We start from the raw sequence: 25,538 nt of genomic DNA on the forward strand, positions 1-25,538 counted from the left end.
TAAGCCTTGTAGAGTCAGCGGGTTAAAGTTGGCGGTGTCGATTGAATGTGTCCGGGGGACACGATGGCCCGGAGGTGTTGCCAAACCATGTGTACCGTAGCATAAAGAGCTGTGCAAAGAAATTAATATGGAAAGGAGGATGTGCGATGACGGATGTCATGATTCTGGCCCGGGACGCCCGGGTCTACCTGCCGCTGGTGGAGGCCGCAGGGTTGCCCGATGTCACCCTTCATGCCTGTGAAACGGTGGCCGGGGCAAGGGGGACCGTGGCAGTCTGTGAGGTGATCCTCGGCCAGCCGGACATGGTGGCCCGGGTCCTTCCCGAGGCCCACAGGCTCGCGTGGGTCCAGTCGACCTTTGCCGGGGTGGACGCCCTGTGCCGCCCGGGGCTGAGAAGGGATTACCTCCTTACCGGGGTGAAGGGGATCTTCGGGCCGCTCATGAGCGAGTATGTCTTCGGATACATCCTGGCCACGGAGCGCAGGGTGATTGACGTGCGGGCGAATCAGCAGGAGAAGGCCTGGGTCCCCCTTTCGTACCGGAGCATCCGGGGCCTGACTTTGGGTGTGTGCGGGCTGGGTTCCATCGGGGGGCATGTGGCAGAGACGGGGCGTCATTTCGGCATGCGGGTTCTCGGGTACCGTCGCCGCCAGGGGGCATCCCAGGGGGTGGACCAGCTTTTCTCCGGGCCCGGGTTCCACGATTTTTTGTCGCAGTGCGACTATGTGGTCTCCGTGCTTCCGGCCACGCCGTCCACCCACCACCTGTTTAACCGAGAGGCCTTTTCCGCCATGAAGCCCTCGGCGGTGTTCATGAATGTGGGGCGCGGCAGCACGGTTTGTGAGCCGGACCTCATGGCGGCCCTTGAGACAAGGCAGATCGCAGGGGCGGTGCTGGACGTTTTTGAAGAGGAGCCCCTGGCCCCGGAACATCCCCTGTGGGAAACGGAAGGGGCCGTGGTGACACCCCACATCGCCGCCTTCAGTTTTCCCGAAGAGATCGCCGGGATCTTCTGCCGGAATTTTGCGGCCTGGAGGGCAGGGGCCGAACCGGCATATCCCGTGGATTTTGATCAGGGGTATTGATCTTTGGGGAGGTACAAACATAAAACATACACAAGCGATGCCTCCGGCGGCAAGATGAGCCACCTTGAAAGCGGGTTGCCGCTGCGCTTTAACCCTCGTTCCTCGGGTTAACTCACAGCGGCATTTATTCGTGACGTGAATATTTGTTTTTTTGCTTGAGCCCTTACCTGCTGGAAACGGGTTCCCTCACCAGGTGGGCGTCACCCTGAAAACCGAACCGGCGATACCAGGCGTCCAGGGCCTTGACGTCGAGGAGGGGCGGGGTGCCGTCGGGGCAGGGGGTGGGGCTCAGGCTGATGGCCACGCAGAGCCTGTTGGCTTCGCGGCAGAGTTCTTCGAGCATTTTGGTGCCGTTGCCGCTGCCGGGGATGAAGGCTCCCAGATGGTACAGGTGGACCACCTCCCGGTCGTCCTGGACCATGACGGCCAGGGCGATGATGCCGATGGGGGTGCCGCAGAGGTCTTCAAAGACAAAGGGAAAGATTTCGACCAAGCCGGGGCCGTAGCCCACACTGAGGGCGATGCGGCCGGAAAACCGGCTGTAAAAAGAGAGGACAAGGGCATGGGCGGGGCTGGCCATGGCGGGTCTCCGTGGGTAGTGCTGCATGTCGGGTTTGAATGGCTTGCAGCAGACACACAGGGGGAGTAACCGAATATGGAGTCCGCATGGTGGATTGTTTTTACATCATGTGTGGTTATAGCATGCTGATGCGGGGTGGCAACCCCTAAGGGCCCGGCCGGAAAATAAGTGTACATCCTTAAATGTTGGCCGTTTGATTTGTGGCGGGAATTCACCGGTCGGTAAGGGGTTCATGGAATGGTATACACGTCACTACGTGTATATTTTATTTTTGTCGTAGCCCTAACCCGGATATTTCATGAGAAAACGGCCAGACCAAGCGGATGGGTTTTGCCCCGGGGAACGAGGAGCAAAACCCATCTGCAACCTGCTGCCAAGGTTCACAGCCTGTGGCCGGAGGTCGCTTGTCAATCTATTCAGCGTTGTCTGCTTGGGCCATGCCGAGGCCGACCTCATCGGCTACCTTGCGCATGCCGAGGATGGTCTCGGTGATGAGCTCGGAGAGTTCCATGCCGAGCATCTCGGCCCCTTTTTCGATGATGCTCCGGTCCACGCCGGCGGCAAAACTCTTGTCCTTCCATTTTTTCTTTACGGATTTCGCCTTCATGTCCATGACACTTCGCGAGGGACGCACCAGGGCGGTGGAAGCGACCAGGCCGGTGAGTTCGTCAATGGCGTAAAGGGTCTGCTCCAGCCTGGTTTCCGGCTTGACGTCGGTGACGAGTCCCCAGCCGTGGCTGACAACGGCCCGTATCCAGGCCTCGGGCCAGCCGGCCCCAGAGAGGATCTCTTCTGCTTTTTTGCAGTGTTCGTCCGGGTACCTCTCGTAGTCAATGTCGTGGACAAGGCCGATGATTCCCCATACCTCGGGGTCTTCTCCGAATTTTTCCGCGAAATGGCGCATGACGCCCTCAACGGAGAGGGCGTGGCGGGTGAGGCTCTCGGAGGTGGTGTAGGTCTTGAAAAGTTCCAGTGCGGCGCTGCGTGTGGGCTGGCTCATGACGGCTCCTTGCTCTTGGGTGGCGGGTCAAGGGCAGGGCCCGGAAAAACAAAATCGGCATGCACTGGCTTTGGCGTTGTGACTCATAACCCAGGCCAACAATCCATGAGGCTGACTCGGCACCTTTGCATCGGCGGGCAACCTGTTTCGCTTTTTCTCTTCGTAAGGGCCCTTCCCCAAAAAAGTAAAGATAACCCTTTTATTCCCAAAGGCAAGGTCGGTTCCCTACCCCGGATATTTCACGAGTCGAGTGCACCCATATTCAAGGCATCAGAGCTGCAGATGTAGTGGTTTACCTCAAGGCTCTGATAACGCAGAAGATGGGTGCACTCGGCTCGCCCAAAGGGTGAGGAAATCGAGCAGAAAACCGTGAATTACATTTTGTATTTTTGAAATATCTAAACTTTTCACAATAATCATCTGTAATAATGTTTCATTATTTCAAACGGCCCGTTTTCTCATGAAATATCCGGGCTACATCTCCTCGTGCTGGTGGCGCCTCAGGGTGGTCTCAAGGACCTTGTTTTCGTATTCCAGGAACCCCTCCAGGTCCTTCATGCAGTAACCCAGGAGTTTTTTGATGCCGAACAGGGCCTGGGGGCTTCGGTGGGCAAAGGCGTGGGCGGTTTCAAGGGCGCTTGTGCGAAGGGTGTCCTGTTTGACGACGCGGTTGACAAGGCCCAGCCCCATGGCCTCTTCCATGTTGATGTCCCGGCCAGAGTAGAGAATCTCAGCGCATTTGGCCGGGCCCAGGAGGTGGGAGAGGAAGAAGACGCCCCCGCCTTTGGGGGGCAGCCCCAGCTCCATGCCCGGGTTTTGGAAAAGGGTCTCTTCGGTGGCGATGCGGTAATCGCAGGCCAGAGAGAGGTTCATGAAGAGAAAGGCGGTGTTGCCGCTTCCGGCGTGCACCACAAAGGGGTTGATTTTGTATAGCTTCATGATGAACTGGTTGAGGCCGTTGTAGAGCCGCTTGAGCAGGGTCTGGTCGGCGATGGAGCTGCTCCCCAGGTACTGGCGATAGAAATCCAGGTACATCTCCTTGTCCAAACGCTGGGGAGAGGCCAGGATCAGGAAGACGCGGATGGTGGGATCCCTGGAGACGGACTCCAGGTATTCCAGGATACGGGTTTTCGCCGCGAGGTCTGTGAGGTGGTGGAGCAGGTGTTTGTGGAAGGTGAGCACCTCCACGTCTTCTATCCGCTCGCAGGTGAAGAGGTCGGTGTGGCTTTCCCGGGGAGGGTGGATCATGGCGTACCTCCGTGAAGGTGGCCGCTTTGCAAACCAAGCGGCGGGTCAATGGGGACCTTTGCAGGGTGCCGCCTGGGACGGTGGCTTCCGGCGTTGTCGGGCCTGTAACCATGAACAGATCAAAATTCGTGCCTGAGCCGCTGGGATTGTGACCATGGGCGGTTCGGACGGTGATGAAGCGCGTTGAAAGACAGGGGCATGAGGCTTTATGACCCCAAGGGGATGACGGTAAACAGGCGGGGAGACCGCCCCGGGGATCGGGTAACGCGTGCAGGGATACAGGGTGATTTGTTGACACTCTGGAAAGCCCGCTGACAGGGGGAAGCGTGATGGCGGTTTCTAAGGCTGCCAGTCTCTTTCCTGTTACAGGTGTAGCAGATCCGCCTTTCTTTCACAATCGGATAAACGGTTGAAAAAAAAGGCAACCGGGCGTATTTTTAAAGGGATCCCCTCACTGGAGCCTCTTACGATCAATTCCATAAGGACATCCTCCCATGTTTCCCAAACCCACCCTTGTCGTGAGCAAGTGCCTGGGCTTTGAGGCCTGTCGGTACAACGGACAGGCCCTTTCCGACTCCTTCGTGTCTCAGCTGACATCCTACGTGGAGTTCATCCCCGTCTGCCCCGAGGTGGAGATCGGCCTTGGCGTGCCGCGTTCACCCATCCGCCTTGCACGGGTTGAGAAGAAGCTGCATCTTTACCAGCCGGCAACGGAGCAGGTCTTAACCGATGCCATGGCAGATTTTTCCACGGCGTGCCTGGATGCCCTTCCCCAGGTGGACGGGTTTCTCCTGAAAAACCGCTCGCCCTCCTGCGGCCCGTCGGACGTCAAGGTGTATGAGGGCCTTGCCAAATCCGCCAATGCCAAGCGGGGATCCGGTTTTTTCGCAGGCTGCGCCGGCGACCGTTTTCCGGGGCTCCCCATGGAGGACGAAGGGCGGCTGAAAAATTACGAGCTCCGGGAGCAGTTTTTGATCCGCGTGTACTCCCTGGCCAGGTTCCGGCAGGCAAAAAAGAGCGGCCGGATGCGGGACCTGGTGGCCTTTCACAGCACCCACAAGCTGTTGCTCCTTGCCTGGAACCAGACCCGGTTTCGTGCCTGCGGGAAGATCACCGCCAACCATGAGAAGCGCCCCGTGGCCGCGGTATTTGCCCTGTATGAGGAGGAGCTGAAAAAAGCCCTTGCCACACGGCCCCGGGCACCGTCGATGATCAACACCCTCATGCACGCCTTTGGCTGGGTCTCCGACGGCCTCTCCAGAGAGGAGAGGGCCTATTTCCTGGAGAGCCTTGAGGAGTACCGCGATGAGCGGATTCCCCTTGCCGCCCTGCTGCGTCTTATCAAGGGATATGCCGTGCGCTTTGACCAGGAGTATCTGCTGGATCAGGTGATTCTGGAACCGTTTCCCACCACCCTGGTGAAGCTGTCGGACTCCGGCAAAGGACGTTGAGTCCGGGGGACCGGGGCAGGAACAAACCCTGAGAGATCTTCTGAAAATGCACATTTCTGGTCGTGCCGGCATACCGGAGTGCTTTTTTTAGCGCGGTGAACGGGGCATGGTTGGGATGTCTCTGCAAAAGGGGCACAGGCAACGCCCTTTTTCGGTTGACGTAGGAAGGGGTTGTCTGTTCTTTTTGAGGTTTGGTGGGGGCGTGTGTTTTTTAGCATGATACGGTTGGTTTGGGGTTTGGGAAAAAAATGGGTGTGATTCGATTCAAGTCCAGCATTGGTGTTCAGCTGACGGTCACTCTTTCCATGGTTCTTCTGCTTTTCGCGATTCTTTTCGCGATGTTCACCACCCGCCATGTCCAGCAATTTGGTGACAGCTTTGCCGAAGGGGCCGTGCATACCCTGCGTCACCGGGTGGAGCTGAACCTGACGGAGCGCGTCAGGCAGCGAGCCCTTCACTACGATCATTTTTTTAAGAAAGTGTCGGAAAACTCGGCCTTGCTTGCCGAAAAGGCGCGGGACCTTGTGTTTTCAGGCACCCACCCCGCCACTTTGTGCGATCCGTTCCCGCCCCTTTCCCCTGGCCCCTCCGGTGCCCTCATGGGCTCCGAGGCGTTGCCGGTCTTCATCATGCGCCTGCCGGGCGGTGATACCCGGGTCCCACTTCCTGCGGATGATCGCCACGCCTGCCTTTTTCCCTACCTTGAAATTTTCGGCCATGCCTCCATGCCCACCGCCGCATCCTATGTCATCTATACCAATGGGCTCTCGCAGTACTATCCAAATACCGTTTCGCGAGAGGTCTTTTCGGCTTTTTCCATGGACGTCATTAAAGGCCAGCGCTGGTTCGCTGCGGCTACACCGACAGAAAACCCGACCCTTTCGACGGTCTGGACCCCGGTGTACAAAGACGACGCCATGGGCGGGGTGGTGGCCACGGCCTCATCGCCTGTGGTCTCGAAGGACGGCGTGTTCCAGGGGGTGGCCGGGATTGACCTTCCCCTGGAAGGTATTTTTGAGAGCCTTCTCCATGAAGACGCCACCTCCAACGATGTGGAAGGAACGTTCTGGTTTTTGGTGGATGACAGGGGCATTCCGCTGTTGCTGCCGAAAAAGGCCCTGTCGTTATTGGGGGTGGCAGATCACGAAAAAGGGTCTGACGGGGGGAGCCTGCTTGCCTCCACCCTTCCCGGGGTCAGGCGTTATGCCCATGGGGTGCTGAGCCTCAACAAGGGGGTCGGGCGCATGGAGCTGGGCGGGCGCACCTGGATTATATCCCACCATGTGCTGCCGAGCATGGGGTGGGTGCTGGGGGCCGCCGTTCCTGACGATGCCCTCTTTGCGGGGCTGGAAGGGACCCGGACGACCTACCGGCAGGCCACCCGCCGCATGGGGTGGGAGATTGTGATGGCGGCGGTTCTTTTTACCGCCCTTGCCCTGGGGCTGTTTTACTGCGTGCTGCGGGAGCGCCTGGTGCGCCCTCTCCGGATGCTGGAACGGCAGGCTCGCCGCGTGAGCCGCGGGGACCTTGACGGAAAGACGGTGGCCCTTTCCGGCAGTGACGAAATGGCCCGCCTTGCGCTTTCCTTCGATCAGATGATTGCCTCGTTGCAGGAAGGACGGGATTTCCAGGATCGAACCACGGACTATCTGGAGGCCATGGTCCGCACGCGGACGCGGGAGGTGGAGGAGAAGGCCCGGGAGCTGAACACCGCCGTGACGGAGTGGACCACCATTTTTTCCAACAGCATGGTGGGGATCATGCTGCTCAAGGGGGGCCGCACCCTCTGGAAGGCCAACGACCGGATGGCGGAAATCCTGGGGTACGATTCACCCGAGGAGATGGAGGGGCTCTCCATGCGGGAGCTCCATGTGAGTGAAGAGGCCTTCAGGCGATACGGCGCCCACCACTACGATGCCCTGGTCCATGGGGTCAGGACACAGATCGATTACCGGTTGAAACGCCGGGACGGCTCTGTCGTGTGGTGCAGCCTCTCCGGCAAGGCCGTGGACGCCCATGTGCCCCCGGATCTCAACAAGGGGGTCCTCTGGGTGGTGGACGACATCACGGAACGCAAGGTCTCGGAGCAGGCGATCCGCGAGAGCGAAGAGCGGTTTCGGGAGATGGCCGAGCTTCTTCCCTGCATAGTCTGTGAAGTGGACCTGGCCCTTCGGGTGACCTATGTCAACAGCCTGGGGCTGGAGGCCTTCCAGATCCGGCCGGAGGATTTTCAAACCCCGGGCATTGCCCTTGAGGCGTTTCATCCCGATGACCGGCAGCGGGTGATGGGGCGGGTGGAGATCACCCTGGCCGGCGGTGAGGTGGATCCCACCGAATACCGGATGATCAATGGCGACGGGGAGGAGATACGGGTGCTGTTTCACTCGGCTCCCATTATCAGGAACAGTGCGGTGGTGGGGATCCGGGCGAGCCTTGCCGATGTGACGGAGTACCGCGCCCTTCAGGAGACCTTGCTGAAGCAGGGGAAACTGGATCTTATCGGCTCGTTTATCGGAGGCATTGCCCATGACTTCAACAATATGCTTGCCGTGTTGCTGGGGCGTGTGGAACTGGCGGGGCTCTGCCTGGACGAGGGGGCGCCTGCCCGAAAGCACCTGGCGACCATGGAAGAAACCCTGCAGCGGGCCCGGGACCTGGTGGCCCGGTTGATTGCTCTGTCGACCCGGGGGGAAGAGGTGGAGCCTACGGTTCCCATTCAGGACGTGCTCCGTCGGTGTGTGAAAGATGCCGGGGGGGCGGCATCCGGAGTGTACCTTGAACTGTCCCCCGACATGCCTCGGGTGACCGTGGACGGTCCCCAGATGGGCCAGGCCATTGATGCCGTGGTGAAAAACGCCCTGGAAGCCTGCGACGGGAAAGGGGAGGTGCGGATCCGCTGCACCTGCCTGGAGAAGGGACACAAAAGGGCATCAGCCCTTGGCGGAGCGTCTTGCCTTGAAGTGGCGGTGCGGGACAGGGGGCGGGGCATCGCCGAGGAGCACCTGCCCCATATTTTTGACCCGTATTACACCACCAAGGAGAGAAGCTCCCGCAAAGGCATGGGCTTCGGCCTTGCCGTAACCCACGCCGTGGTGACCCGCCACGGGGGAACCCTCACCGTGGATTCCCGGTTGGGTGAGGGGACCACGGTCTATCTCTGCCTGCCCCTTGGCGGCGTGAAGCCGGAGCCTGTATCAGAGGCCTGAGATGCGGTCCATGAAGGCGGCCATGGCAAAATCTTTTTCTGTGAGACCTTCGGCGTCAAAGGTGGTCAGGGTGACATCCACCCGGCCGTAAACGTTGCTCCACTCCGGGTGGTGATCTTCTTTTTCGGCTTTGATGGCCACACGGGTCATGAACCCGAAGGCGGCGTTGAAGTTTTTGAAAGCGAACTGTTTCTTCAAGGTGTCTCCCTCCAGATACCAGGGCGCCTCGCACGCATCGTTCAACTCCTCCAGACGCATGCTGATCTCTTCTTGGGACAAGCCATTGGACTTCATGGAACCTCCGTTTATGTAGGGGCCTTTTGTGCCGCCCTTTGTACCGGGCCGGGATGTCGCATCGCCGCGTTTTTAAGGCTGATTTTACGATGATCTCTTCCCGCCCGCTTGTGCTTCCATGAGTAATCAAATGGTGCTGTGGAATCAAGGGTAAATCGCGCGATCACACTCTTTTTTCATCCTGGCCGGCCGGAATGTGAAATCCCGGCCGGTCGGAGGCGGGGGGGATGGACAGGGGGGTCAGAAGGTGTAGAGAAGCTTCATGTTCCAGTCGTGAAAGCTGACCAGGGAGAGATCGTCTATGCCGGCGGTACCGGCGAGTTCCACTTCAAGGGCGAGGGTGTCGTTGAGAGGCCAGTCGATGCCCATGTTCCCACGGGCACAGACATCGGAGCGGGACAGGGTGCCGTGGTCTGCGGTGCCGTCGTCGCTGACATGGATATCAAGATAGCCCAGGCCCGCAGAGAGGTATGCCCGGGCCCGGGTCGTGGTGACGGGGTACCAGCGAAGCATGGCGGCAACCTGCCGGACGTCCACATCGTCATCGGTGAGGGGGTTGGAGATGTCGAAGTCGTCTAAGAAAAGGGTTTCCAGAACCAGGGCCCAGCTGTCGTTCCACTGGTGCCCTGCCACAAAGCTGGCCCCTGTGGATTTGTCGAATTCGAAGTTTTTTCCTGCAAAGTGGGCACCGACCCCCATGAAGGTTTTGCCGTTTGCGGCAAAGGCGGGCTGGATGATCAGGGCGAGCAGGCTGGCAAGCACTAGGATGCGTCGTGTCATGGTGTCTCTCCTTTTCTGGCGTGGCAGTGGGTAAACTATGGTCATGTCGTGATGCTCGGTGACAGAAAAGGGAAATTACATAAACTGTGCCGAAATGAGCTTTTTCCGGGGGCAGGGGGCTGCATTCAGGCCCGGGGCGAGGCATTCGGTTTCGATTTCAGGGGGATGGGGGCAGGTGGAAAAAAGGGCCACCGCCAAGGCGCCCGCCCGGATGGTTGCGGGGGGTACACGAGGGAGGGAACCCGGGTTTGACAAGGGTGTCCGTCGGTTTTCCAGGGTGTCGGTCCCATGGGGTCGGTGTGTGTCCTTAAGGCGTAGAGCTGGGGAAGAGAACGGTGAAGCGGTGGTGCCGGTGGGCGAAGATCCGTTCCAGGGTCCTTCGGACCACCAGGGCGTGGACCAGCTCGCCCAAGGGGCCGAAGGGGAGGCGGTAGCGGACGGTGTCGGTCATGAGGACACCCCCGGGCACCTCCCGGAGTTCGTGGTGATGGTACCAGAACCGGTAGGGGCCGAGGCGCTGTTCGTCCACAAAGCGGTACGGGGCCTTGATGTGCTTGATCTCGGTGACCCACCGCCTGCGCCCGAGGACAGGCAGGCCGATGCGGTACTCAATGATCAGGCCGTTTTCCATGGCCTCGGGAACCTCCGAGACGATCTCGAACCGCAGCCAGGGCGGGGTGATGGTGTCGAGGTTGGCCGGGGCCTGGATAAACGCCCACGCCTTTTCAAGGCTGGTGGGAAGGAGCTGGCTCTGTTTCAAGGTGTGCATGACCGTCCTGCCTTGGCTGACAGATGATGCGGTTCCGTTACGGTCTCCGTTGTCCGGGCCACGCCCGGCGCGGGTTTGGGCCGGCCCGAAAAACGAGATAGGGGCGTTTCGTCGAACCTACTTCTCTTCGATGCGCCAGCCGGGACCGCAGATGATTTTTTTGCCGTCTTCGTCAAGAAAGGAGAAGCCCCCGCCGCCCCCGCCTTCGGTGGGGAAGGGGAAGATCTTGATGCGGCCGGACCAGGTTTTTTTCGATCCGTCGTAAAGGGTGTGGGTGATGACCCGGTCCAGGCCCACGGCGTCGGCCCGGAGGTCCTTGACGCCTTTTTTGATATCCTCACTGGGGATAAAGAAGGTCCAGGAGATCCATCCGGCGATGATGAGTACCACGGCGGCTCCGAATCCGAATTTCCATTTGTTCATCGTTTAAAGGTCCCTTTCGGTCAGTCGTGTGTAGGGTGGCTCAGGAAAAAGGCCCCTTTTCTTAACGGCGGGGGCCTCAGCAAGAATAAATTTTTTCACAGTATACGAGTGATTTGGCGGGACCGCAAGCGCAGGCGGTGAAATGGGGCTCCGGGGGGTGAAAAAGGGGCTTGATCCGTGAAGAGGCGTTTGGGTATAGTCATTTGATTCAGAACATGGCGGTTGTCAGACGGAGCGGGGAGAGTCCCTGTGCCCTGGCACCTGCCGGCATCATTACCAACCGCCTGCCCAGCCAGGCTGTGTATCAAGGGAGCACCGAGATGGAAATCAAACGCTTTGAAACCAAGGCTCGCATGAGCCGCGCCGTGGTTTACAACAACACCGTATACCTCTGCGGCCAGGTGGGCAAGGACGCCTCAAAGGGCATCACCGAGCAGACCGCCACCACCCTCGAAAAGATCGAAGAGCTCCTTGAGAGCGTGGGGTCCAACAAGGACAAGATCCTTTCCGCCACCATCTACATCAAGGACATGGCGTATTTCGCGGACATGAACGCTGTATGGGACGCCTGGGTCACCCCTGGCATGGCCCCTGCCCGTGCCTGCGTCCAGGCTGCCATGGCACGTGAAGAGCTCCTGGTGGAGATCTCCATCGTCGCCGCCGTGTAGATACCCCCTGACAAAAGATCCGGCCGCAGGGTGCGTGATGCCTGGGGCCGTTTTTTTTTGCCTTCTTTGCCTTATCGTTCCCTCCCTCTTATCCTCCTTCCAACACGGAACGCACAACGCCTGCCCCGGTCTTTTTCGTGGGCATTTCTCTCGTATTGGTGAAATAATAAAAAAAAGAGCCGGCTCGGGTTCAGAAATGGCGGAAAAAAGCCGATGACTTGAACGGTTTGGTACTTTTTTAGGCCGGTCGCGACCCTTGCCCCAAGGGCGGACATCATGCGGCTTTCTGGTGGGAAATACCGGTGCGGAGTGATCCGGGCCGGGTCTGGGGGGGCAATGCACCTTTTAGGGAATGGGAAGGCCAGGCATGGTCAGTCGTTGCTTCTGGGAGCGCTGTGCGTTCTCTTGGGGCCGATCTGCGCCCGGGCTCTGGAATCGGTGTCCCTTCAGCTGAAGTGGACCCATCACGTTCAATTTGCCGGGTACTATGCAGCCCTTGAAAAGGGGTTTTACGAAGAGGAGGGGCTGGCCGTCACCCTTCTGGAGGGAGGTCCCCCGGAGCAGGGTTCTTCTCCGGGGACCCCTGCCTTTCAGTACGGCATTGGTTTTTACGGCGACACCCTGGTTACCACCGGGACGGAAGTTCGCAGGCACCCCGATCGGGTGCGCCGTTTTGCCCGGGCGTCCGTGAAAGGGTGGCGCTACGCTTTTGATCACCCCGGTGAGGTCATGGACCTGTGCCTTGAACGCCATGCCCATGGCCCGGTCAACCTTTCCCGCGAGGAACTCACCCGTGAGCTGGAGGAGATGAAACGGCTTCTCCAGCCCGGACAGATGGATCCATTGCCTGATTCTCTGGTGCGTATCGGGCTGACGGAGGCGGGGTACGAGGTGACCGGCCCCTTTGACGAGGAGACGGCTCCTCTTCCCTTTGACTGGACCCATTGGGGGGTGAGAACAGGGGGACTTGCCCTGATCCTGGCCGTCTCCGGCGGGATCTGCCTCTGCTTTTACAATCGCAGGATGCGGGCAGAAATCTGTCGGCGCATCCAGAGCGAGGAGGAGCGCGAACAGCTTATCACCGAACTGACCCAGGCCCTGGAAGAGGTCCGGGAACTCAACGGCCTGCTCCCCATCTGCTCCAGCTGCTTCAAGGTCCGCAACGACAAGGGATACTGGGAGAAACTGGAGAGCTACATCGAATCCCACACCAAAGCCCGATTCAGCCACGGCATCTGCACCGAGTGCATGAAGGAGCGGTATCCCTACCTGTTTGACGAAGAGGAGGGGGCCGACGGGGACGCCGATGCCCTGTACAACGAGGAGTCCGGGACCCTGCCCTCGTCGTGATGACGGTCATGCGGACATGCTTTACCGTGCCGGAATGTCGACAACAAAGGAGGCTCCCCCGAGCTCTCCCTGGTCGATGCGGATGGTGCCGTTGTGATCCATGACGATGCGCTGGCTCAGGCTGAGCCCGATGCCGGTGCCGTCGCTTTTGGTGGTGTAAAAGGGTTCGAAAATACGCTCACGGATTCTCTGGGGTACTCCGGGACCGGAGTCCGAGACGCTGATCAATACCCTTGCCGACTCCACGGCGGTTTTTACCTGGATGATCCGGGACCCGGGCAGGTCCTCCATGGCTTCGGCGGCATTGTGGATCAGGTTCAACAGCACCCGCAGGAGAAGGTTGCCGTCCGCATAGCAGGGCAGTGGCGCGTCGCTGAGGGCTGTCTCCATGCGGACCCCGCTTTTGCGCAGGGAGGCCGCCGTGAGCCCCAGGGCATTTTTGACGGGCTCGTTGGCATCCATGACCCTGAACTGGGGCATGCCGGGCTTGAGAAAGTCCATGGCCCGCCTGATGACCGTTTCAATGTCGCAGGACGCCTCCTTGAGCTGACGGATGCATTCCCGGGCCTTTGTCTCCTGCTCCGGGTCCCCGGCGATTTTGTCCAGGACGCTCAGGTAGAGGTTGATGCCGGACAATGGGTTGCGGACCTCATGGGCAATGCCTGCGGTGACGCGTCCCAGGGAGGCCATCTTGTCCTGGATACCCACCATGTGCTCCAGCTCTTTGGCGCGGGTGACGTCGATCATGTTCAGCAAAACGGACTCCCGGTCCTGGTAGACGATGCGGGCCGCCCGGCAGTGGACCCATCGCGTCCTGGGGGCCTTGTTCTTTTCTGTGTCCGGGAAGAAGCAGAAGTCCGATTCGTTGCAGGACACCTCGCCATTTTTAACCACCTCTATAAATCGATGGATTTTGTCCATGTCGTCGCTGTGGGGGGTGACATAACCGAAGAAGTCTGCCTTTTCGGGCAAAGGCCCGAAGAGCCGCTCCTGCTCAGGGTTCTGGTAGACCACCTGGTTGTCCTGGATGATGGAGATACCCACCGGGGAGTTGATAACCAGGTCATGGAACTGCTTCCTGCTGGCGATGAGGGCTTTTTCCGCTTGTTTAAACTCCGTGATGTCGGTGATAAAACCATCCACGGAGAGGAATTCACCCTGGGGCCCGTAGAGGCCCACACCCTGTTCCCAGACCCATTTCTTTTTCCCCGAGGCCGTTGTGATGCGGTAGACCAGACGGTACGGTTGTTTTTCCGCCAGGGCCTTTCGGATGGTCTCCCGGTTGGGCCCGATGTCGTCGGGGTGAACCACCTTGGTGGCGTAAAAGAGCTCCATGCCCGGCGCGCATAAACTTGGGTACCCGGTGAGTTCCTGGCAGCCCTGGCTTGTGTAGCCCATGGGCCAGTCGTCGTCATCGACCCGGTGGCTGAACGCCATGCCGGGAAGGTTGCTCACGAGGGTGGCCAGGCGGTGGCGGCTTGTCCGCAGCTCTTCTTCAACGGACCGTCGCTGGGCCAGCTCCAGGGTGAGCTCACGGTTTTTGGATTTGAGCCTTTTGCGCAGGATGAGGTTCCATGCCACGATGAGCCCGCACGCGGCGACTGCAAGGGGAAGGACCGGGGAAAAAAGGCCTGTCGGTGAGTGAGGGACGTCTTGGGCGGCAAGGGCTGCTCTGGGCAGGCAGGTGGCTGTAAGAATACTCCCTGACGCTGTGCAGAGGATTGCACACATTCTTTTAATTGCTTTGAAAAATGGGCGCATGAATTCTGTGTGTCCTAATGGTTATGATTTAAAGCATGGGATTATGATGGCATATTTTTTCCTTAAATTGAATATCAATAATAATTTATTTTATAAAATTTAACATTAAATAGGGGCTCTTTGGCCCTGGGCCGTCTTTACCGACCAAGGGGCTCAGGCCGTGCACTTTTTCTTTGACTCTCCCCCAGGGGCGGGCTTCAGGGTGTCGGTAATGTGAACGCGGAAAGGCAGAAAGAGAAGGCGGAGTATGTACAACATCGGCACATTTTCACGGATCACGGGGCTCACGGTGAAGGCCCTCAGGCTCTATCACGAACGGGGGATCCTTGAGCCCCGCTTCGTGGATGAGAAGAGCGGCTACCGGTATTACAACCGGGAGGATGCCTCCAGGGCCCGCGTGGTGGTTGCCCTGAAGGCCATGGATTGCTCTTTGGCTGAGATTCGGCACGTCATGGAACATTGCGCCGACGAGTCCGATCTGGTGGGCTTTCTTACGACCAAACGGGAGGCCCTCCAGGCTGAGATTGCGAGGCTCCGGGACATCTCTTCTGTCATCGACCGCATTATCAACCGAGAAAAAGAGGTGACAAAGATGAAAGAGGACGGCTTTGAGGTAGAGGTGAAACGCGTGGAACCCCAACTGGTGATATCCCACCGCTGGACCGGGGCCTGGATGGAGATCGGCGAGGTGGTGCTCAAGCTGCGTGGGGCCGCAGAAAAGGAGATTTCAGGCAGTGTGGTGAATCTCTGCTTTAACGACGAGTACAAAGAGCTGGATGCCGACATCGAGGTGTGCATGCCCCTGTCACGGGCCGTTGAAAGTCCCTGGACCTGCCGCACCCTCGAAGGGGGCGAGTTCGCCACCCTGCTGCACCGGGGTCCCTTTGAGACCCTGGGAGAGAGCTACCTCCGGGTCTTCGACTGGATCGAGGCCTCGGGTCGAAAGGCAACCCTGCCCACCCGCCAGGTGGTCCACAAGGGCCCCGGCCCCCTGCTGGAAGGCGACCCGAACAACTACCTGACGGAGGTTCAGGTGCCCCTGATCTGATGCCGGGCCGCAATGGCTGGTGTAAAAAAAGACCGACAAAAAGCGCTGCCTCCGGTGGGCAGGGGCTTTTATCTTAGTGTGGCTTCGCCACCCCCTGCACCCCGGGTTCGCGAATGCTCCGAGTCCTCGTTCCTCGGTCTCGTCACATTTGCTGACGGTCTTCATGATTTTGAGACCTGTTTGTCAAACCCAGCGCATAGAAATTGACAAAAGGTTGGCAAACAGGTTTTAAAAAACAGATTCAGTATAGCCTGGATCAAAGGCGGATGTGATTTTTCCCGAGGAACGAGGGGAAAAACGCATTCGTAACCTGCTTTCAATGTGGCACACCTTGCCGCCGGAGGCAGCTTTTTAGGCGCTGAATGGTTACGAAAATATTGATTTTTGGGTGCTCTTAAGCTAGTATGCTAACAAAAAACAACCCGGCGGTTCTGCCCCGTCTCATTTTACCCCAAGGAAGATACCATGAAAGGGATCGATCCCAATGAAAGCCTCGGTTTCCAATGCAACCTTACGGTGAAATTCTTTGTGGGATCCCTTGAAGAGAGGTTGAAAGGAACCGGGGTGTCGCCATCTCAGCACCGGGCCCTGGCCCACCTGATCGCTTTGGGCCCCCTGCCTCTCACCGACCTGGTGAAACGGCTGGGCATCGCCACGCCCACCGGCGTGCGCCTGGTGGACCGCATGGAGCGAGACGGATGGGTGACCCGGGAGCCGGATCCTGAAGACAGCCGACGGAAAATGCTTGTCCCCACGGAAAAGGCCCATGAGGTCTGGGAAACCATTTCGGTTGTCTCTAAGGAGATGCTGACTCAGGCATATCGAGGGATTCCCCCCGAAGAGATCGAAAAGGCCATTGAGGTGCTGGAGAGGGTTCGGGAAAACCTGGCAGATTTTTCTTGAAACCACAGTGGTTATAGTTGGCGCGGCAGTAACCAGCTTGCAAGGTGGTTCACCTTGCGCTCAATAGTCACCTTTTTTTATTTAAAAAGCTAGTATGCTAACATTACAGGAAGGGGTATATGCTGAACGCCATTCTTTACCTGGCAGCCTTCGCGCTGCTTCTGGCCTCCTACGTCAAAGACAAAAAGAAGACCCGGACGGCGCTTCTGAAGGCCTGGAAATCATTTGAGAACCTGTTGCCCCAGTTTCTCGTCATTCTTCTGGTCATCGGGATCCTGCTGGCGGCAGTCAGCCCTGAAACCATCACCCTTGTTTTGGGACAGAACACAGGCTGGGTCGGTATGGGCATGGCCGCGCTCATCGGTTCTGTGACCCTTATTCCCGGTTTTGTGGCTTTTCCGCTTACGGCGGCCCTTTACGAAAACGGGGGAGGGCTCATGCAGCTGGCCGTGTTTGTTTCCACCCTCATGGGGGTGGGAGTCGTAACCCTTCCTGTGGAGATGGGGATTTTCGGGCTGCGGGTTTCCCTGGCACGCAATTTCTTGAACTTGCTGCTGGCCTTTGGGGTGGCTGCGATCATGGGGGTGGTGCTTACATGATATCTTTGCTTAAACGATACCGGGCCTTCCTTCTGCTGCTCGTGGCCTTAGGGGGGCTTGGTTATTTCAACCCGACCCTTGCCGTTCGCTCCATCAGGCTTTCCACCGATTCCCTCGTGGAGATGATGCTGGTGATTCCACCCATTTTTGTGCTTCTGGGGATTTTTGATGTCTGGGTTCCCCGGGAAACCATCGTGAGACTCATGGGCGGGGAGTCCGGTGCCAAAGGGACTCTTCTGGCCCTTTGTCTGGGGTCTTTTGCTGCAGGACCGCTCTACGCTGCGTTTCCTGTGGCCGGGGTGCTGATCAAAAAAGGGGCGCGCTTTTCGAATATCATGATTTTTATCGGGGCCTGGTCCACCACCAAGATTCCCATGCTTCTTTTTGAAGCCTCATCCATGGGCTGGGATTTTATGCTGTGCCGACTGGTGATGAACTTGACGGGAATCATTGTCATTGCGCATATTCTGGATGTGTTCTTGCCTGAGCAGTACAAAGCCCTGGCCCCTTCGGAATTTTGACGTGCCTGGCGATGTTATGTGATTGTGCCTTAGTCGAATGGTGACGTAAAGACATGGGCGAAGGCAGATTCCTCGGGCGAATCATATTCGCCCCTGATTTTGAGTGGCCTGAATCTGTTTTTAAAAAAGCCTGTTTATTAAGCTTTTTTAAAAGTTTAGCCCCCGGCAGGGCCGCCGGAGGCTTTTTCCGCTTTACTCCTTATTTCTTCCCCCCGCCCAGGTAAGCTTCCCGGACGCTGGGGTTGGCCAGGAGGGCGTCGGCGTCGTCTTCCAATACGATGCGGCCCACCTCCATGACGTAGCCCCGGTGGGCGAGTTTGAGGGCGGCCTTGGCGTTTTGTTCCACCAGGACCACGGTGACCCCGCTTTTGTTGATTTCGGCCACGGTCTCGAAGATGGCTTTCACCAGGATGGGGGCAAGGCCCAAGCTCGGTTCGTCCAGAAGGAGGATCCGGGGGTTGTTCATGAGGGCTCTGCCGATGGCGAGCATCTGCTGTTCGCCGCCGGAAAGGGTCCCTGCCAGCTGGCTTTTCCGCTCTTTCAGGCGGGGAAAGAGCTCAAAAATCCAGCGCCGGGTCTCTTCCACCCGCTTGGGGTTCTTGGCGGTGAAGGCGCCCAGGTTGAGGTTTTCCTGGACGGTTAAGGTGGAGAAGACGCGGCGGCCCTCCGGGGACTGGGTGAGTTTTTCCTCCACCACCTTGTGGGCGGGCATGGTGTGGATGGGTTTTCCGTCGAACCAGATTTCGCCCTCCGAGGGTTTCAAGAGCCCGCTGATGGTCATGAGGGTGGTGGATTTCCCGGCGCCGTTGGCCCCTAAGATGGTGACGATCTCTCCCTCTTCCACCTGCAGGTTGATGCCGTGAAGGGCTTCGACGGTGCCGTATTTCACATGGAGATTTTTTACGTCTAAAAGCACGTCTCACCCTCCTCCTCGTCATCGGTGCCGAGGTAGGCTTCGATGACCTTCTTGTTGGTCTTTATCTCTTCGGGCAGTCCTTCGGCAATTTTCTTGCCGTATTCAATCACCACCAGTTTTTCGCAGGCCTGCATCACCAGGCTCATGTCGTGTTCGATGAGGAGCACGGTGATGCCGCGCGCCTTGATGCGGGCGATGATCTCGATTAAGGCGTCGGTCTCCTGCTCGTTCATGCCCCCTGCCGGTTCGTCCAGGATGAGGAGCTTGGGCTGGGTGGCCAGGGCCCTGGCGATCTCCAGGAGGCGCTGGTTGCCGTAGGAGAGGCTGTCGGAACGGGTTTCCGCTTCTTCCCCCAGGCCAACGAAGTCCAGCTCGGCCAGGGCGAGTTGGATGGCCTCTTTTTCTTCCCGTTTTTGAAAGGGTGTCTTCAGCATGGCGGCGATGGAGCCTGAAGTCATGCGGCAGTGGCACCCGGCCAGGACGTTTTCAAGGGCCGAGAGGGTCTTGAAGAGCCGGATGGTCTGAAAGGTCCGGGCAACGCCTAAGGAGACGATCCTGTTGGGGGCCAGTCCGTTGAGGGGCTGGCCGTTAAAGAGCACCTTGCCGTGGTTCGGCACGTAGTTGCCGGTGATGAGGTTGAAGACCGTGGTCTTGCCCGCCCCGTTGGGGCCGATGAGGCCGAAGACGTCTCCGGCCTCCACCTCAAAGGAGACCTCGTCCACGGCCCTTAAGCCGCCGAAGTCCTTGATCAGGTTGTCGAGTTTTAACAGGCTCACGGCATCTCCTCCCGGACTTTCATCTCTTCTCTAAGTTTCATCTCTTTGCGGATCTTTTTAAGGGGGTATTTCCTGGGCAGGGGAGGCAGGAGCCCTTCGTTTCTGAAAATCATCATGATCACCATGGCCGCGCCGAAGATCAGCATGCGGGCCTGGCTGAAGTTGCTGAAGTCAAGGGACAGGGTGACGCCGAAGTTTAAAAAGAGGCTGTTGATCAGGTCGCTGACGGCGCCCATGCCCCGGAAGATTTCGGGCAGGCCGATGACGAGAAATGCCCCCAGGATGACCCCCCGGATGCTTCCGGAGCCCCCTAAGATGACGATCATGAACATCACCACCGACTCCCAGAAGTTGAAGGACTCCGGGGCGATGATGGTCATCTTGGCCGCGTAGATGGTTCCCACCATGCCGGCCCACACCGCGCCCAGCACAAAGGCGATGAGTTTGTAGTAGGTGGTGTTGATGCCGCTGCCTTCGGCGGCCACGTCGTCTTCCCGCAGGTAGTTTAAGGCCCGGCCGAACCGGGAGTTTTCCAGGCGGTGAAAGAGAAAGACCGTCACCGCCATGAATCCCCAGATGAGATAAAAGAACTCGTGGGGCTTTCGGATCTTGAAGCCGAAGAGGTACGGGCGGTCGATGCCGAAGATGCCGTTGGCCCCTCCGGTGATGCCGAAGACGTTGTTGATGAGGGCGATGCGCACGATCTCCACAAAGCCGATGGTGACGATGAGGAGGTAGTCCCCACGCAGGTGGATGATGGGACGTGCCACGATCAGGGCCACGAGCCCTGCCGTGATCCCTGCCACGGGCATGAGCCAGAGGACGGGGATGTCAAAGGTGGTGTTCAAGATGGCGGTGGTGTAGGCACCCACGGCGTAAAAGGCCGCGTGGCCCATGTGGAACAGGCCGGCATGGCCCAGGATGATGTTGAGGCTCAAGGCCAGAAGGGCGTACATGCCGACGTTGTTCAGCACGTCCACCCAGTAGGCGTTGAGAAAGGCCGGGGAGACGGCCAGAAGTGATGCAAGTGCTAGGTAAATGGCGTTTCGTTTCATACGGTCAAGGCCTCGCTAAAAAAATCTGTCCAGGGATTGGTGGGGTGAGCCGTCAGGGGCCCAAAGGCGGCCCCTGTGTTTCGGAAACCCCGTCACACTTTTTCTGCAACCCGTTCACCCAGGAGGCCGGTGGGGCGAACGATGAGGATGAGAATCAACACGACAAAGGCGATGGCGTCTTTCCAGGCGATGGAGATGTACGCCGCGCCCAGGGCTTCGATGACCCCCAAAAGCAGGCCGCCGAGCATGGCCCCGGGGATGTTGCCGATACCGCCCAGGATGGCCGCGGTAAACGCCTTCAGGCCGTAAATCCACCCCATGGTGAAGTTGATCTGCCCGTAGTAGAGCCCCACCATGAGGCCGGCCGCGCCCCCTAAGGCCGGGCCGATGAGAAAGACGATCATGATGACGGCGTTGACGTTGATGCCCATGAGCTTGGCCGCGCCCTGGTCGATGGCAACGGCCCGGATGGCCGTGCCCGTGCGGGTTTTCTGGATAAAGAAGTAGAGGGCGGCCATCATCACCACGGAGGTGAGAAGGATCAGGATGCGCAGCAGGGGCACGTTGAGGCCGAAGATGGGGATGACCACCTTGGGCAGGATATCGTGGGGGTAGACCTGGTAGCGGGCGCCGTAGATAAGCATGACGGCGTTCTGGAAGAAGATGGAGGCGCCCAGGGCCGACACCACGGCCGAGAGCCGGTGGGATTCGCGCAAGGGGCGGTAAGCGATGCGCTCCAGGATAATGCCCACCACGGCCACGAGGCCCATGACCATGATGGCCAGGGCGATGACCACGCCGAAGGGGCCCAGGCGGTCGGTGAGGCCCAGGGCGGACAGCAGGGTGAGTCCCAGGTACGCCCCGATGGTAAAGAGGTCACCGTGGGCAAAGTTGATCAATTTCAAAACGCCGTAGACCATGGTGTAGCCCAGGGCGATGAGGGCGTAAATTCCCCCCACGGCAAGGCCGTTGGTCAGCTGCTGAAAAAACAGTTCCATCTTACTTCTCCGGTGGTGCCGACGCCCCGGCAACACCGGATGACCCGATGCCGCCGGGGCGTGTTGGGATTTTTATTGACCGGGCCATTTGGACTTACCCCGGGGGCTTTGTCTGTCCTGGGTAACGTGCGGCAGGAGGGCCTGCGCCCTGCCGTCACCTGAACTGTTGCCGGGTCAATAACCTGTGCGGGGGCCGCCGTGAGCTCCTTGGCCGGAAAGCCGCCCCACGCGACTCACGCCTTATGGTTGGAGAACGAAGTGCCCGTCGGCGTCGACCTTGTAGAGGCGGTAGAGATCCCCCACGCGGTCCCCTTTTTCGTTGAAGGAGAGCTTGCCGGTGAGGCCGGGCATGTCCTTGAGCTCTTTGTGGAGGTAGTTTGCAAGGACTTTGGAGTCCGTGGAACCGGTGGCCTTGATGGCGGCGGCAATGGCGTTGAACCCGTCGCCGGAAAGGACCGCCCAGACAGAGCCGGGAACCTCGTTGTACTTTTTGGTGTAGGCGGCAAGGAAAGAGCTGGCTTCAGGGGTGTCCAGGTCCTGGGGAACAGGGGGGCTCAGGAAGAAGAAGCCCTTGGCGGCTTCTTTGCCGGCGATCTTGACCAGGTCCGGGTTGTTGGTGGCGTCACCGCCGATAAAGGGAACATTCCAGCCCATCTCCATTTTCTGGCGAAGGAGGAGACCCGCCTCGGGGTAGTAGCCGGTGAAGAGGACCGCATCCGGGGCCGAGGCCTTCATCTTGGTGAGGATGGCGCTGTAATCGCGTTCTCCGGCGGTGAGGGCTTCGTAAAAGACAATCTCTGCGGTTTCGTTTTTGAGCAGTGCCTTGGCTTCATCGGCCAGGCCCTTGGCGTAGGTGGTGTTGTCGTGGAGGATGGCCACCTTTTTGAATCCCATGCTCATGAGGGTCTTCACCGCCACCTTGCCTTGCTCATCGTCCCTGGGGCAGGAGCGGAAGAAGTAGTTCAGTCCTTTTTCAGAGAGGCGGATGGCCGTGGAGCCGTTGGCGATCTGGATGATCTCCTCTTCGTCGTAAATGTTCTGTGAGGCCTCGGTGATGGACGAGCCGTAGGTGCCGATGACGGCGACGATACCGCGGGTGGAAAGGCGCTGGGCTGCCAGGGCAGCCGTTCGGGGATCGCCGGCGTCGTCTTCGGTGATGATTTGAACCTTATTGCCGAGGAGCCCGCCCTTGGCGTTGACCTCATCGGCCAGGAGCTCGACGATTTGTTTCATGTCCTGGCCTTCGCTGGCCCAGGAACCGGTGAGGGGACACATGAGGCCGATCTTGATGGTGGCGGCCGCGGCAATGGATGCCGTCAGGGAAAAACACAAGGCAAGAAACAGAACTCTTTTCATAAACACATCTCCTCATTGTTTGGTCTCGGTGTGACGGGATCCGGCCCCACCCGGATCCGGGTGGACAGTGGATAAGCGCCATGCAGATCGGCGTCAGCCCAGCGGCTGGCCACCTGCTTACCCTGTCCGGTCATGCCTAAAGAGCTTGGCGCCTCAAGTTATCTCATATTACTATTATGCGTTAGTGACGAGATATGACGAGGCCCGTACGTAAGCCGATGAACCCATGGGCACATTGCCACAACGCTTTATGGAAACGGTACGCGGAAAGCTGGATGTAGCGTTGGGGTTGGGTTGTCCTTACGAAGGGTTATTTAACTCGTATTTTTACAAAACATCAAGTTTTTTATATGGATTGCTCTGTATTGACTCTCTGAAATGTTCCTTGATTTGCGGCCTGATTTACAGGGGCGTAGGTGATATGGATCTAATATTACGATTGATATTGCGGGGAATTTAGAAATTGATGGGCGATGTTGCCTGCAACCCGGTGATGGTAATAATGGGATCGTCCGGGGAACGCACGGGTTGACGCCTTGGGGATTCTGTATTATCGTAATATTACGATAATAGAAACGAAGGAGAAAACCGTGACATCACTTGAAGGCGACACCACCGGCAGACTGGCCGAACTCTGCAAGGCCCTGTCTCACCCGGCGCGAATCGAGATCCTCAACCACCTCCTGGCGGAAAACCGCTGCATCTGCGGCGAGCTCGTGGCCGTCCTTCCCCTGGCCCAGTCCACAGTGAGCCAGCATCTGAAGGTCCTGAAGGCCTCGGGGCTTGTTCTGGGTGAGGTGGAAGGTCCGGCAACCTGCTATTGCGTGGATAAAGCGGTGCTTGATGCGTTCAAGGGGATGGTGGGGAAGATGGGCAACATAGGTAAATAGGTCATAGGTAAAGAGGGAATAGGGGCTCAGACAAAAAATGAATATACACGTCACGCATGAATGCCGCTGTGATTTAACCCGAGGAACGAGGGGTAAAGCGCAGCGGTAACCAGCTTTCAAGGTGGCTCACCTTGCCGCCGGAGGCATTGTTTTTGTAGGCTTTTTTGTACCGTCTTAGAGAATAGGGTGGGAGTATTCGCAACCCAGGGTTTCAAGGGCTCAGCCCTTGGCCACCGTAGGCTCGTTTGACAAGGAGTCCGTCAATGCAAGACGATTTGATGGCATTTGGAGAGAGGGCGGCCCGGGATCTGGGCAAGCCCTCCTGTTGCGGCCCGTCTCCGACGAGGGATACCCGGGAGATGCCGGGATATCGCCTGTGCGGCTATGTGGCTTCGTTTACGGAGACCCCGGCGGGAAAGGTGCCGGTGGTGAAGACCCGCCTTGACGGGTCGGATCACCTGGGTGGCCTTGCGGTGCGCTGCAACCTGAGGCGAAGCCGTTACGCGGTGGCCCCCGGCCTTTACGCTGTGGGCAGCCCGTCGGACACCTCCCCGGTGCTGGTGACGGCCAATTACAAGCTCAGCTTCGATGCCGTGCGACGGGCCCTTGACGGCATGGACGCCTGGCTCCTTGCGGCGGATACGCAAGGGGTCAATGTCTGGTGCGCTGCAGGAAAAGGAACCTTCTCAGCCGGTGAGGTGGCAGGCCGGGTGAAGGCGTCGCGCCTTGCCGAGGTGGTGACCCACAGGCGGTTGATCCTGCCCCAGCTTTCGGCAAGCGGGGTGACGGCCCGTGAGATGAAGACACGGTGCGGGTTTGCAGCCGACTTTGGCCCTGTGCGCGCATGGGACCTGCCTCGGTTCATTGAAGCTGGGGGGTGCGCGGAACCGGCCATGCGCCGGGTTACCTTTTCTTTGAAAGAGCGCCTGGTACTCTCCCCTGTGGAACTCAGCCTGACCTTTAAACCCCTTGTCTGGATGCTGCCCGTTCTTTTTCTTCTTTCCGGCATCGGTCCGGGGGTTTTCTCTTTTTCTCAGGCCCTGGAACGGGGGCCGGTCGCATGGGCGGCCCTTTGTACCGGCATCCTGGCCGGTGCCGTCGTCACCCCGGCCCTTCTCCCATGGATTCCCGGGCGGGCTTTTTCGCTTAAAGGGTGCCTTGCGGGGCTGGCCTGCGGGTTCCCTTTCTGGGTATACTACAGGCAGGATCTGGAATTCGGCTCCCTTTTAGCGCTGATCCTCTGGTTGGTCGCCGTCAGCTCGTATCTGGCCATGAACTTCACCGGCGCCACACCCTTTACCTCCCCCACAGGGGTCGAGTATGAGATGAAACGGGCCATACCGGCCCAGGTCGCCGCCATGGTCCTGGGGTTTATTCTCTGGGTGGCGGCGCCCTTTACAGGCTAAGGAGGTGTTCCCATGAAAGATCTTCGGTACATCGACAACATGGCCACCCTTGAGCTTCACACCGACTTGTGCGTGGGGTGCGGCCTCTGCACCACCGTCTGCCCCCACGGCGTCTTTGCCCAGGAAGGCCCCAAGGCGCTCATCGCCGACGGAAACGGCTGCATGGAATGCGGGGCCTGCGCCCGGAATTGCCCGGTGGCAGCCATTTCCGTCAACCCCGGCGTGGGCTGCGCCGCCTACATCATCTCCGGCTGGATCAAAGGCAAGGATAACGCCTCCTGTGGGGGTGGGTGCTGTTGAGGCCTAGGGGAAACGTTTTTTTATAATCAACGTCGGGGGGATGACAGAGCCACAGAGGGCGTAGGAAAAAAAGCACGCCTCCGGCGGCAAGGTGGGGGCACCTTGAAACCTTATGGCGAATGCATGGAGGCCGTCGTTGTGCGGGCGTTGTCGGG

At 58.8% G+C, this 25,538-nt stretch carries 25 protein-coding genes; 12 read left to right on the forward strand and 13 right to left on the reverse strand.

Going from position 1 to position 25,538, the window contains the following annotated elements:
* Positions 1-146: 146 nt before the first annotated feature.
* A complete protein-coding gene (locus BLQ12_RS17520) occupies positions 147-1,085 on the forward strand; it encodes a D-2-hydroxyacid dehydrogenase (protein WP_092212455.1) in 939 nt (312 codons plus the stop codon).
* A 163-nt stretch (positions 1,086-1,248) separates the two neighbouring features.
* On the opposite strand, the gene BLQ12_RS17525 is transcribed toward BLQ12_RS17520, so the two are convergent.
* From BLQ12_RS17525 to BLQ12_RS17535, 3 genes are all read right to left on the reverse strand, one after another.
* Entirely contained in the window at positions 1,249-1,665 is a 417-nt protein-coding gene (locus BLQ12_RS17525; RefSeq protein ID WP_092212457.1) for a GNAT family N-acetyltransferase, read from the reverse strand.
* Positions 1,666-2,077: 412 nt separating this feature from the next.
* The gene (locus BLQ12_RS17530; protein WP_092212459.1) at positions 2,078-2,665 is read right to left on the reverse strand and encodes an HDIG domain-containing metalloprotein; all 588 of its coding nucleotides are present in this window, start codon (positions 2,663-2,665) and stop codon (positions 2,078-2,080) included.
* Positions 2,666-3,139: 474 nt separating this feature from the next.
* Entirely contained in the window at positions 3,140-3,913 is a 774-nt protein-coding gene (locus BLQ12_RS17535) for an enoyl-CoA hydratase/isomerase family protein (RefSeq protein WP_092212461.1), read from the reverse strand.
* A 494-nt stretch (positions 3,914-4,407) separates the two neighbouring features.
* On the opposite strand from BLQ12_RS17535, the gene BLQ12_RS17540 reads away from it, so the two are divergent.
* Both BLQ12_RS17540 and BLQ12_RS17545 read left to right on the forward strand, forming a co-directional pair.
* Complete coding sequence (locus BLQ12_RS17540; protein WP_092212463.1) at positions 4,408-5,364, forward strand: YbgA family protein; 957 nt, start codon at positions 4,408-4,410, stop codon at positions 5,362-5,364.
* A gap of 248 nt (positions 5,365-5,612) precedes the next feature.
* Positions 5,613-8,570 (forward strand): PAS domain S-box protein, encoded by a 2,958-nt coding sequence (locus BLQ12_RS17545; RefSeq protein ID WP_139164019.1) that lies wholly within the window; start codon positions 5,613-5,615, stop codon positions 8,568-8,570.
* Here BLQ12_RS17545 and BLQ12_RS17550 read toward each other — a convergent pair.
* From BLQ12_RS17550 to BLQ12_RS17570, 4 genes are all read right to left on the reverse strand, one after another.
* A complete protein-coding gene (locus BLQ12_RS17550; RefSeq protein ID WP_092212467.1) occupies positions 8,559-8,864 on the reverse strand; it encodes a 4a-hydroxytetrahydrobiopterin dehydratase in 306 nt (101 codons plus the stop codon). The two genes, BLQ12_RS17545 and BLQ12_RS17550, sit on opposite strands and share 12 nt — an antisense overlap.
* A gap of 240 nt (positions 8,865-9,104) precedes the next feature.
* Positions 9,105-9,644: a porin family protein gene (locus BLQ12_RS17555; RefSeq protein ID WP_175469902.1), complete on the reverse strand. Its 540-nt coding sequence runs from the start codon at positions 9,642-9,644 to the stop codon at positions 9,105-9,107.
* A gap of 307 nt (positions 9,645-9,951) precedes the next feature.
* A complete protein-coding gene (locus tag BLQ12_RS17565) occupies positions 9,952-10,413 on the reverse strand; it encodes an SRPBCC family protein (RefSeq protein ID WP_092212473.1) in 462 nt (153 codons plus the stop codon).
* A 117-nt stretch (positions 10,414-10,530) separates the two neighbouring features.
* Positions 10,531-10,836: a hypothetical protein gene (locus BLQ12_RS17570; RefSeq protein ID WP_092212475.1), complete on the reverse strand. Its 306-nt coding sequence runs from the start codon at positions 10,834-10,836 to the stop codon at positions 10,531-10,533.
* A gap of 215 nt (positions 10,837-11,051) precedes the next feature.
* On the opposite strand from BLQ12_RS17570, the gene BLQ12_RS17575 reads away from it, so the two are divergent.
* Complete coding sequence (locus tag BLQ12_RS17575; RefSeq protein ID WP_226860104.1) at positions 11,052-11,504, forward strand: RidA family protein; 453 nt, start codon at positions 11,052-11,054, stop codon at positions 11,502-11,504.
* A 336-nt stretch (positions 11,505-11,840) separates the two neighbouring features.
* Positions 11,841-12,854: an ABC transporter substrate-binding protein gene (locus tag BLQ12_RS17580; RefSeq protein ID WP_175469903.1), complete on the forward strand. Its 1,014-nt coding sequence runs from the start codon at positions 11,841-11,843 to the stop codon at positions 12,852-12,854.
* A gap of 21 nt (positions 12,855-12,875) precedes the next feature.
* Here BLQ12_RS17580 and BLQ12_RS17585 read toward each other — a convergent pair whose 3' ends face one another.
* Complete coding sequence (locus BLQ12_RS17585) at positions 12,876-14,585, reverse strand: PAS domain-containing sensor histidine kinase (protein WP_175469904.1); 1,710 nt, start codon at positions 14,583-14,585, stop codon at positions 12,876-12,878.
* A 277-nt stretch (positions 14,586-14,862) separates the two neighbouring features.
* On the opposite strand from BLQ12_RS17585, the gene BLQ12_RS17590 reads away from it, so the two are divergent.
* The 4 genes from BLQ12_RS17590 (at position 14,863) to BLQ12_RS17605 (ending at position 17,686) form a co-directional block, all read left to right on the forward strand.
* The gene (locus BLQ12_RS17590) at positions 14,863-15,663 is read left to right on the forward strand and encodes a MerR family transcriptional regulator (protein WP_092212481.1); all 801 of its coding nucleotides are present in this window, start codon (positions 14,863-14,865) and stop codon (positions 15,661-15,663) included.
* A 465-nt stretch (positions 15,664-16,128) separates the two neighbouring features.
* Positions 16,129-16,566, forward strand: coding sequence for a MarR family winged helix-turn-helix transcriptional regulator (locus BLQ12_RS17595; RefSeq protein WP_092212483.1), 438 nt, complete (start codon positions 16,129-16,131; stop codon positions 16,564-16,566).
* Between the two features lie 119 nt (positions 16,567-16,685).
* Positions 16,686-17,165, forward strand: coding sequence for a permease (locus BLQ12_RS17600; RefSeq protein ID WP_092212485.1), 480 nt, complete (start codon positions 16,686-16,688; stop codon positions 17,163-17,165).
* Entirely contained in the window at positions 17,162-17,686 is a 525-nt protein-coding gene (locus BLQ12_RS17605) for a permease (protein WP_092212487.1), read from the forward strand. The genes BLQ12_RS17600 and BLQ12_RS17605 overlap by 4 nt, the downstream gene beginning before the upstream one ends.
* 199 nt (positions 17,687-17,885) lie before the next feature.
* Here BLQ12_RS17605 and BLQ12_RS17610 read toward each other — a convergent pair whose 3' ends face one another.
* The 5 genes from BLQ12_RS17610 to BLQ12_RS17630 form a co-directional block, all read right to left on the reverse strand.
* Positions 17,886-18,602 carry an ABC transporter ATP-binding protein gene (locus BLQ12_RS17610; RefSeq protein ID WP_092212489.1) on the reverse strand — a complete coding sequence of 239 codons (717 nt, stop codon included), beginning with the start codon at positions 18,600-18,602 and terminating at the stop codon, positions 17,886-17,888.
* Positions 18,593-19,378, reverse strand: coding sequence for an ABC transporter ATP-binding protein (locus BLQ12_RS17615; protein ID WP_092212491.1), 786 nt, complete (start codon positions 19,376-19,378; stop codon positions 18,593-18,595). The genes BLQ12_RS17610 and BLQ12_RS17615 overlap by 10 nt, the downstream gene beginning before the upstream one ends.
* Positions 19,375-20,433 (reverse strand): branched-chain amino acid ABC transporter permease, encoded by a 1,059-nt coding sequence (locus BLQ12_RS17620; RefSeq protein ID WP_092212493.1) that lies wholly within the window; start codon positions 20,431-20,433, stop codon positions 19,375-19,377. The genes BLQ12_RS17615 and BLQ12_RS17620 overlap by 4 nt, the downstream gene beginning before the upstream one ends.
* A 92-nt stretch (positions 20,434-20,525) precedes the next feature.
* Positions 20,526-21,431: a branched-chain amino acid ABC transporter permease gene (locus BLQ12_RS17625; RefSeq protein ID WP_092212494.1), complete on the reverse strand. Its 906-nt coding sequence runs from the start codon at positions 21,429-21,431 to the stop codon at positions 20,526-20,528.
* A gap of 240 nt (positions 21,432-21,671) precedes the next feature.
* The gene (locus tag BLQ12_RS17630; RefSeq protein ID WP_092212496.1) at positions 21,672-22,787 is read right to left on the reverse strand and encodes a branched-chain amino acid ABC transporter substrate-binding protein; all 1,116 of its coding nucleotides are present in this window, start codon (positions 22,785-22,787) and stop codon (positions 21,672-21,674) included.
* Positions 22,788-23,377: 590 nt separating this feature from the next.
* On the opposite strand from BLQ12_RS17630, the gene BLQ12_RS17635 reads away from it, so the two are divergent.
* From BLQ12_RS17635 to hgcB, 3 genes are all read left to right on the forward strand, one after another.
* Entirely contained in the window at positions 23,378-23,677 is a 300-nt protein-coding gene (locus tag BLQ12_RS17635) for an ArsR/SmtB family transcription factor (RefSeq protein WP_092212498.1), read from the forward strand.
* Positions 23,678-23,940: 263 nt separating this feature from the next.
* On the forward strand, positions 23,941-25,083 hold the full coding sequence (gene hgcA / locus BLQ12_RS17640; RefSeq protein ID WP_254782075.1) for a mercury methylation corrinoid protein HgcA: 1,143 nt from the start codon (positions 23,941-23,943) through the stop codon (positions 25,081-25,083).
* Positions 25,084-25,095: 12 nt separating this feature from the next.
* Positions 25,096-25,383, forward strand: a complete 288-nt coding sequence (hgcB, locus tag BLQ12_RS17645; protein ID WP_092212500.1) for a mercury methylation ferredoxin HgcB — start codon at positions 25,096-25,098, stop codon at positions 25,381-25,383.
* Positions 25,384-25,538 lie beyond the last annotated feature (155 nt).

It is taken from the genome of Desulfoluna spongiiphila, from assembly GCF_900101345.1.
Classification (GTDB): Bacteria; Desulfobacterota; Desulfobacteria; order Desulfobacterales; family Desulfolunaceae; genus Desulfoluna; species Desulfoluna spongiiphila.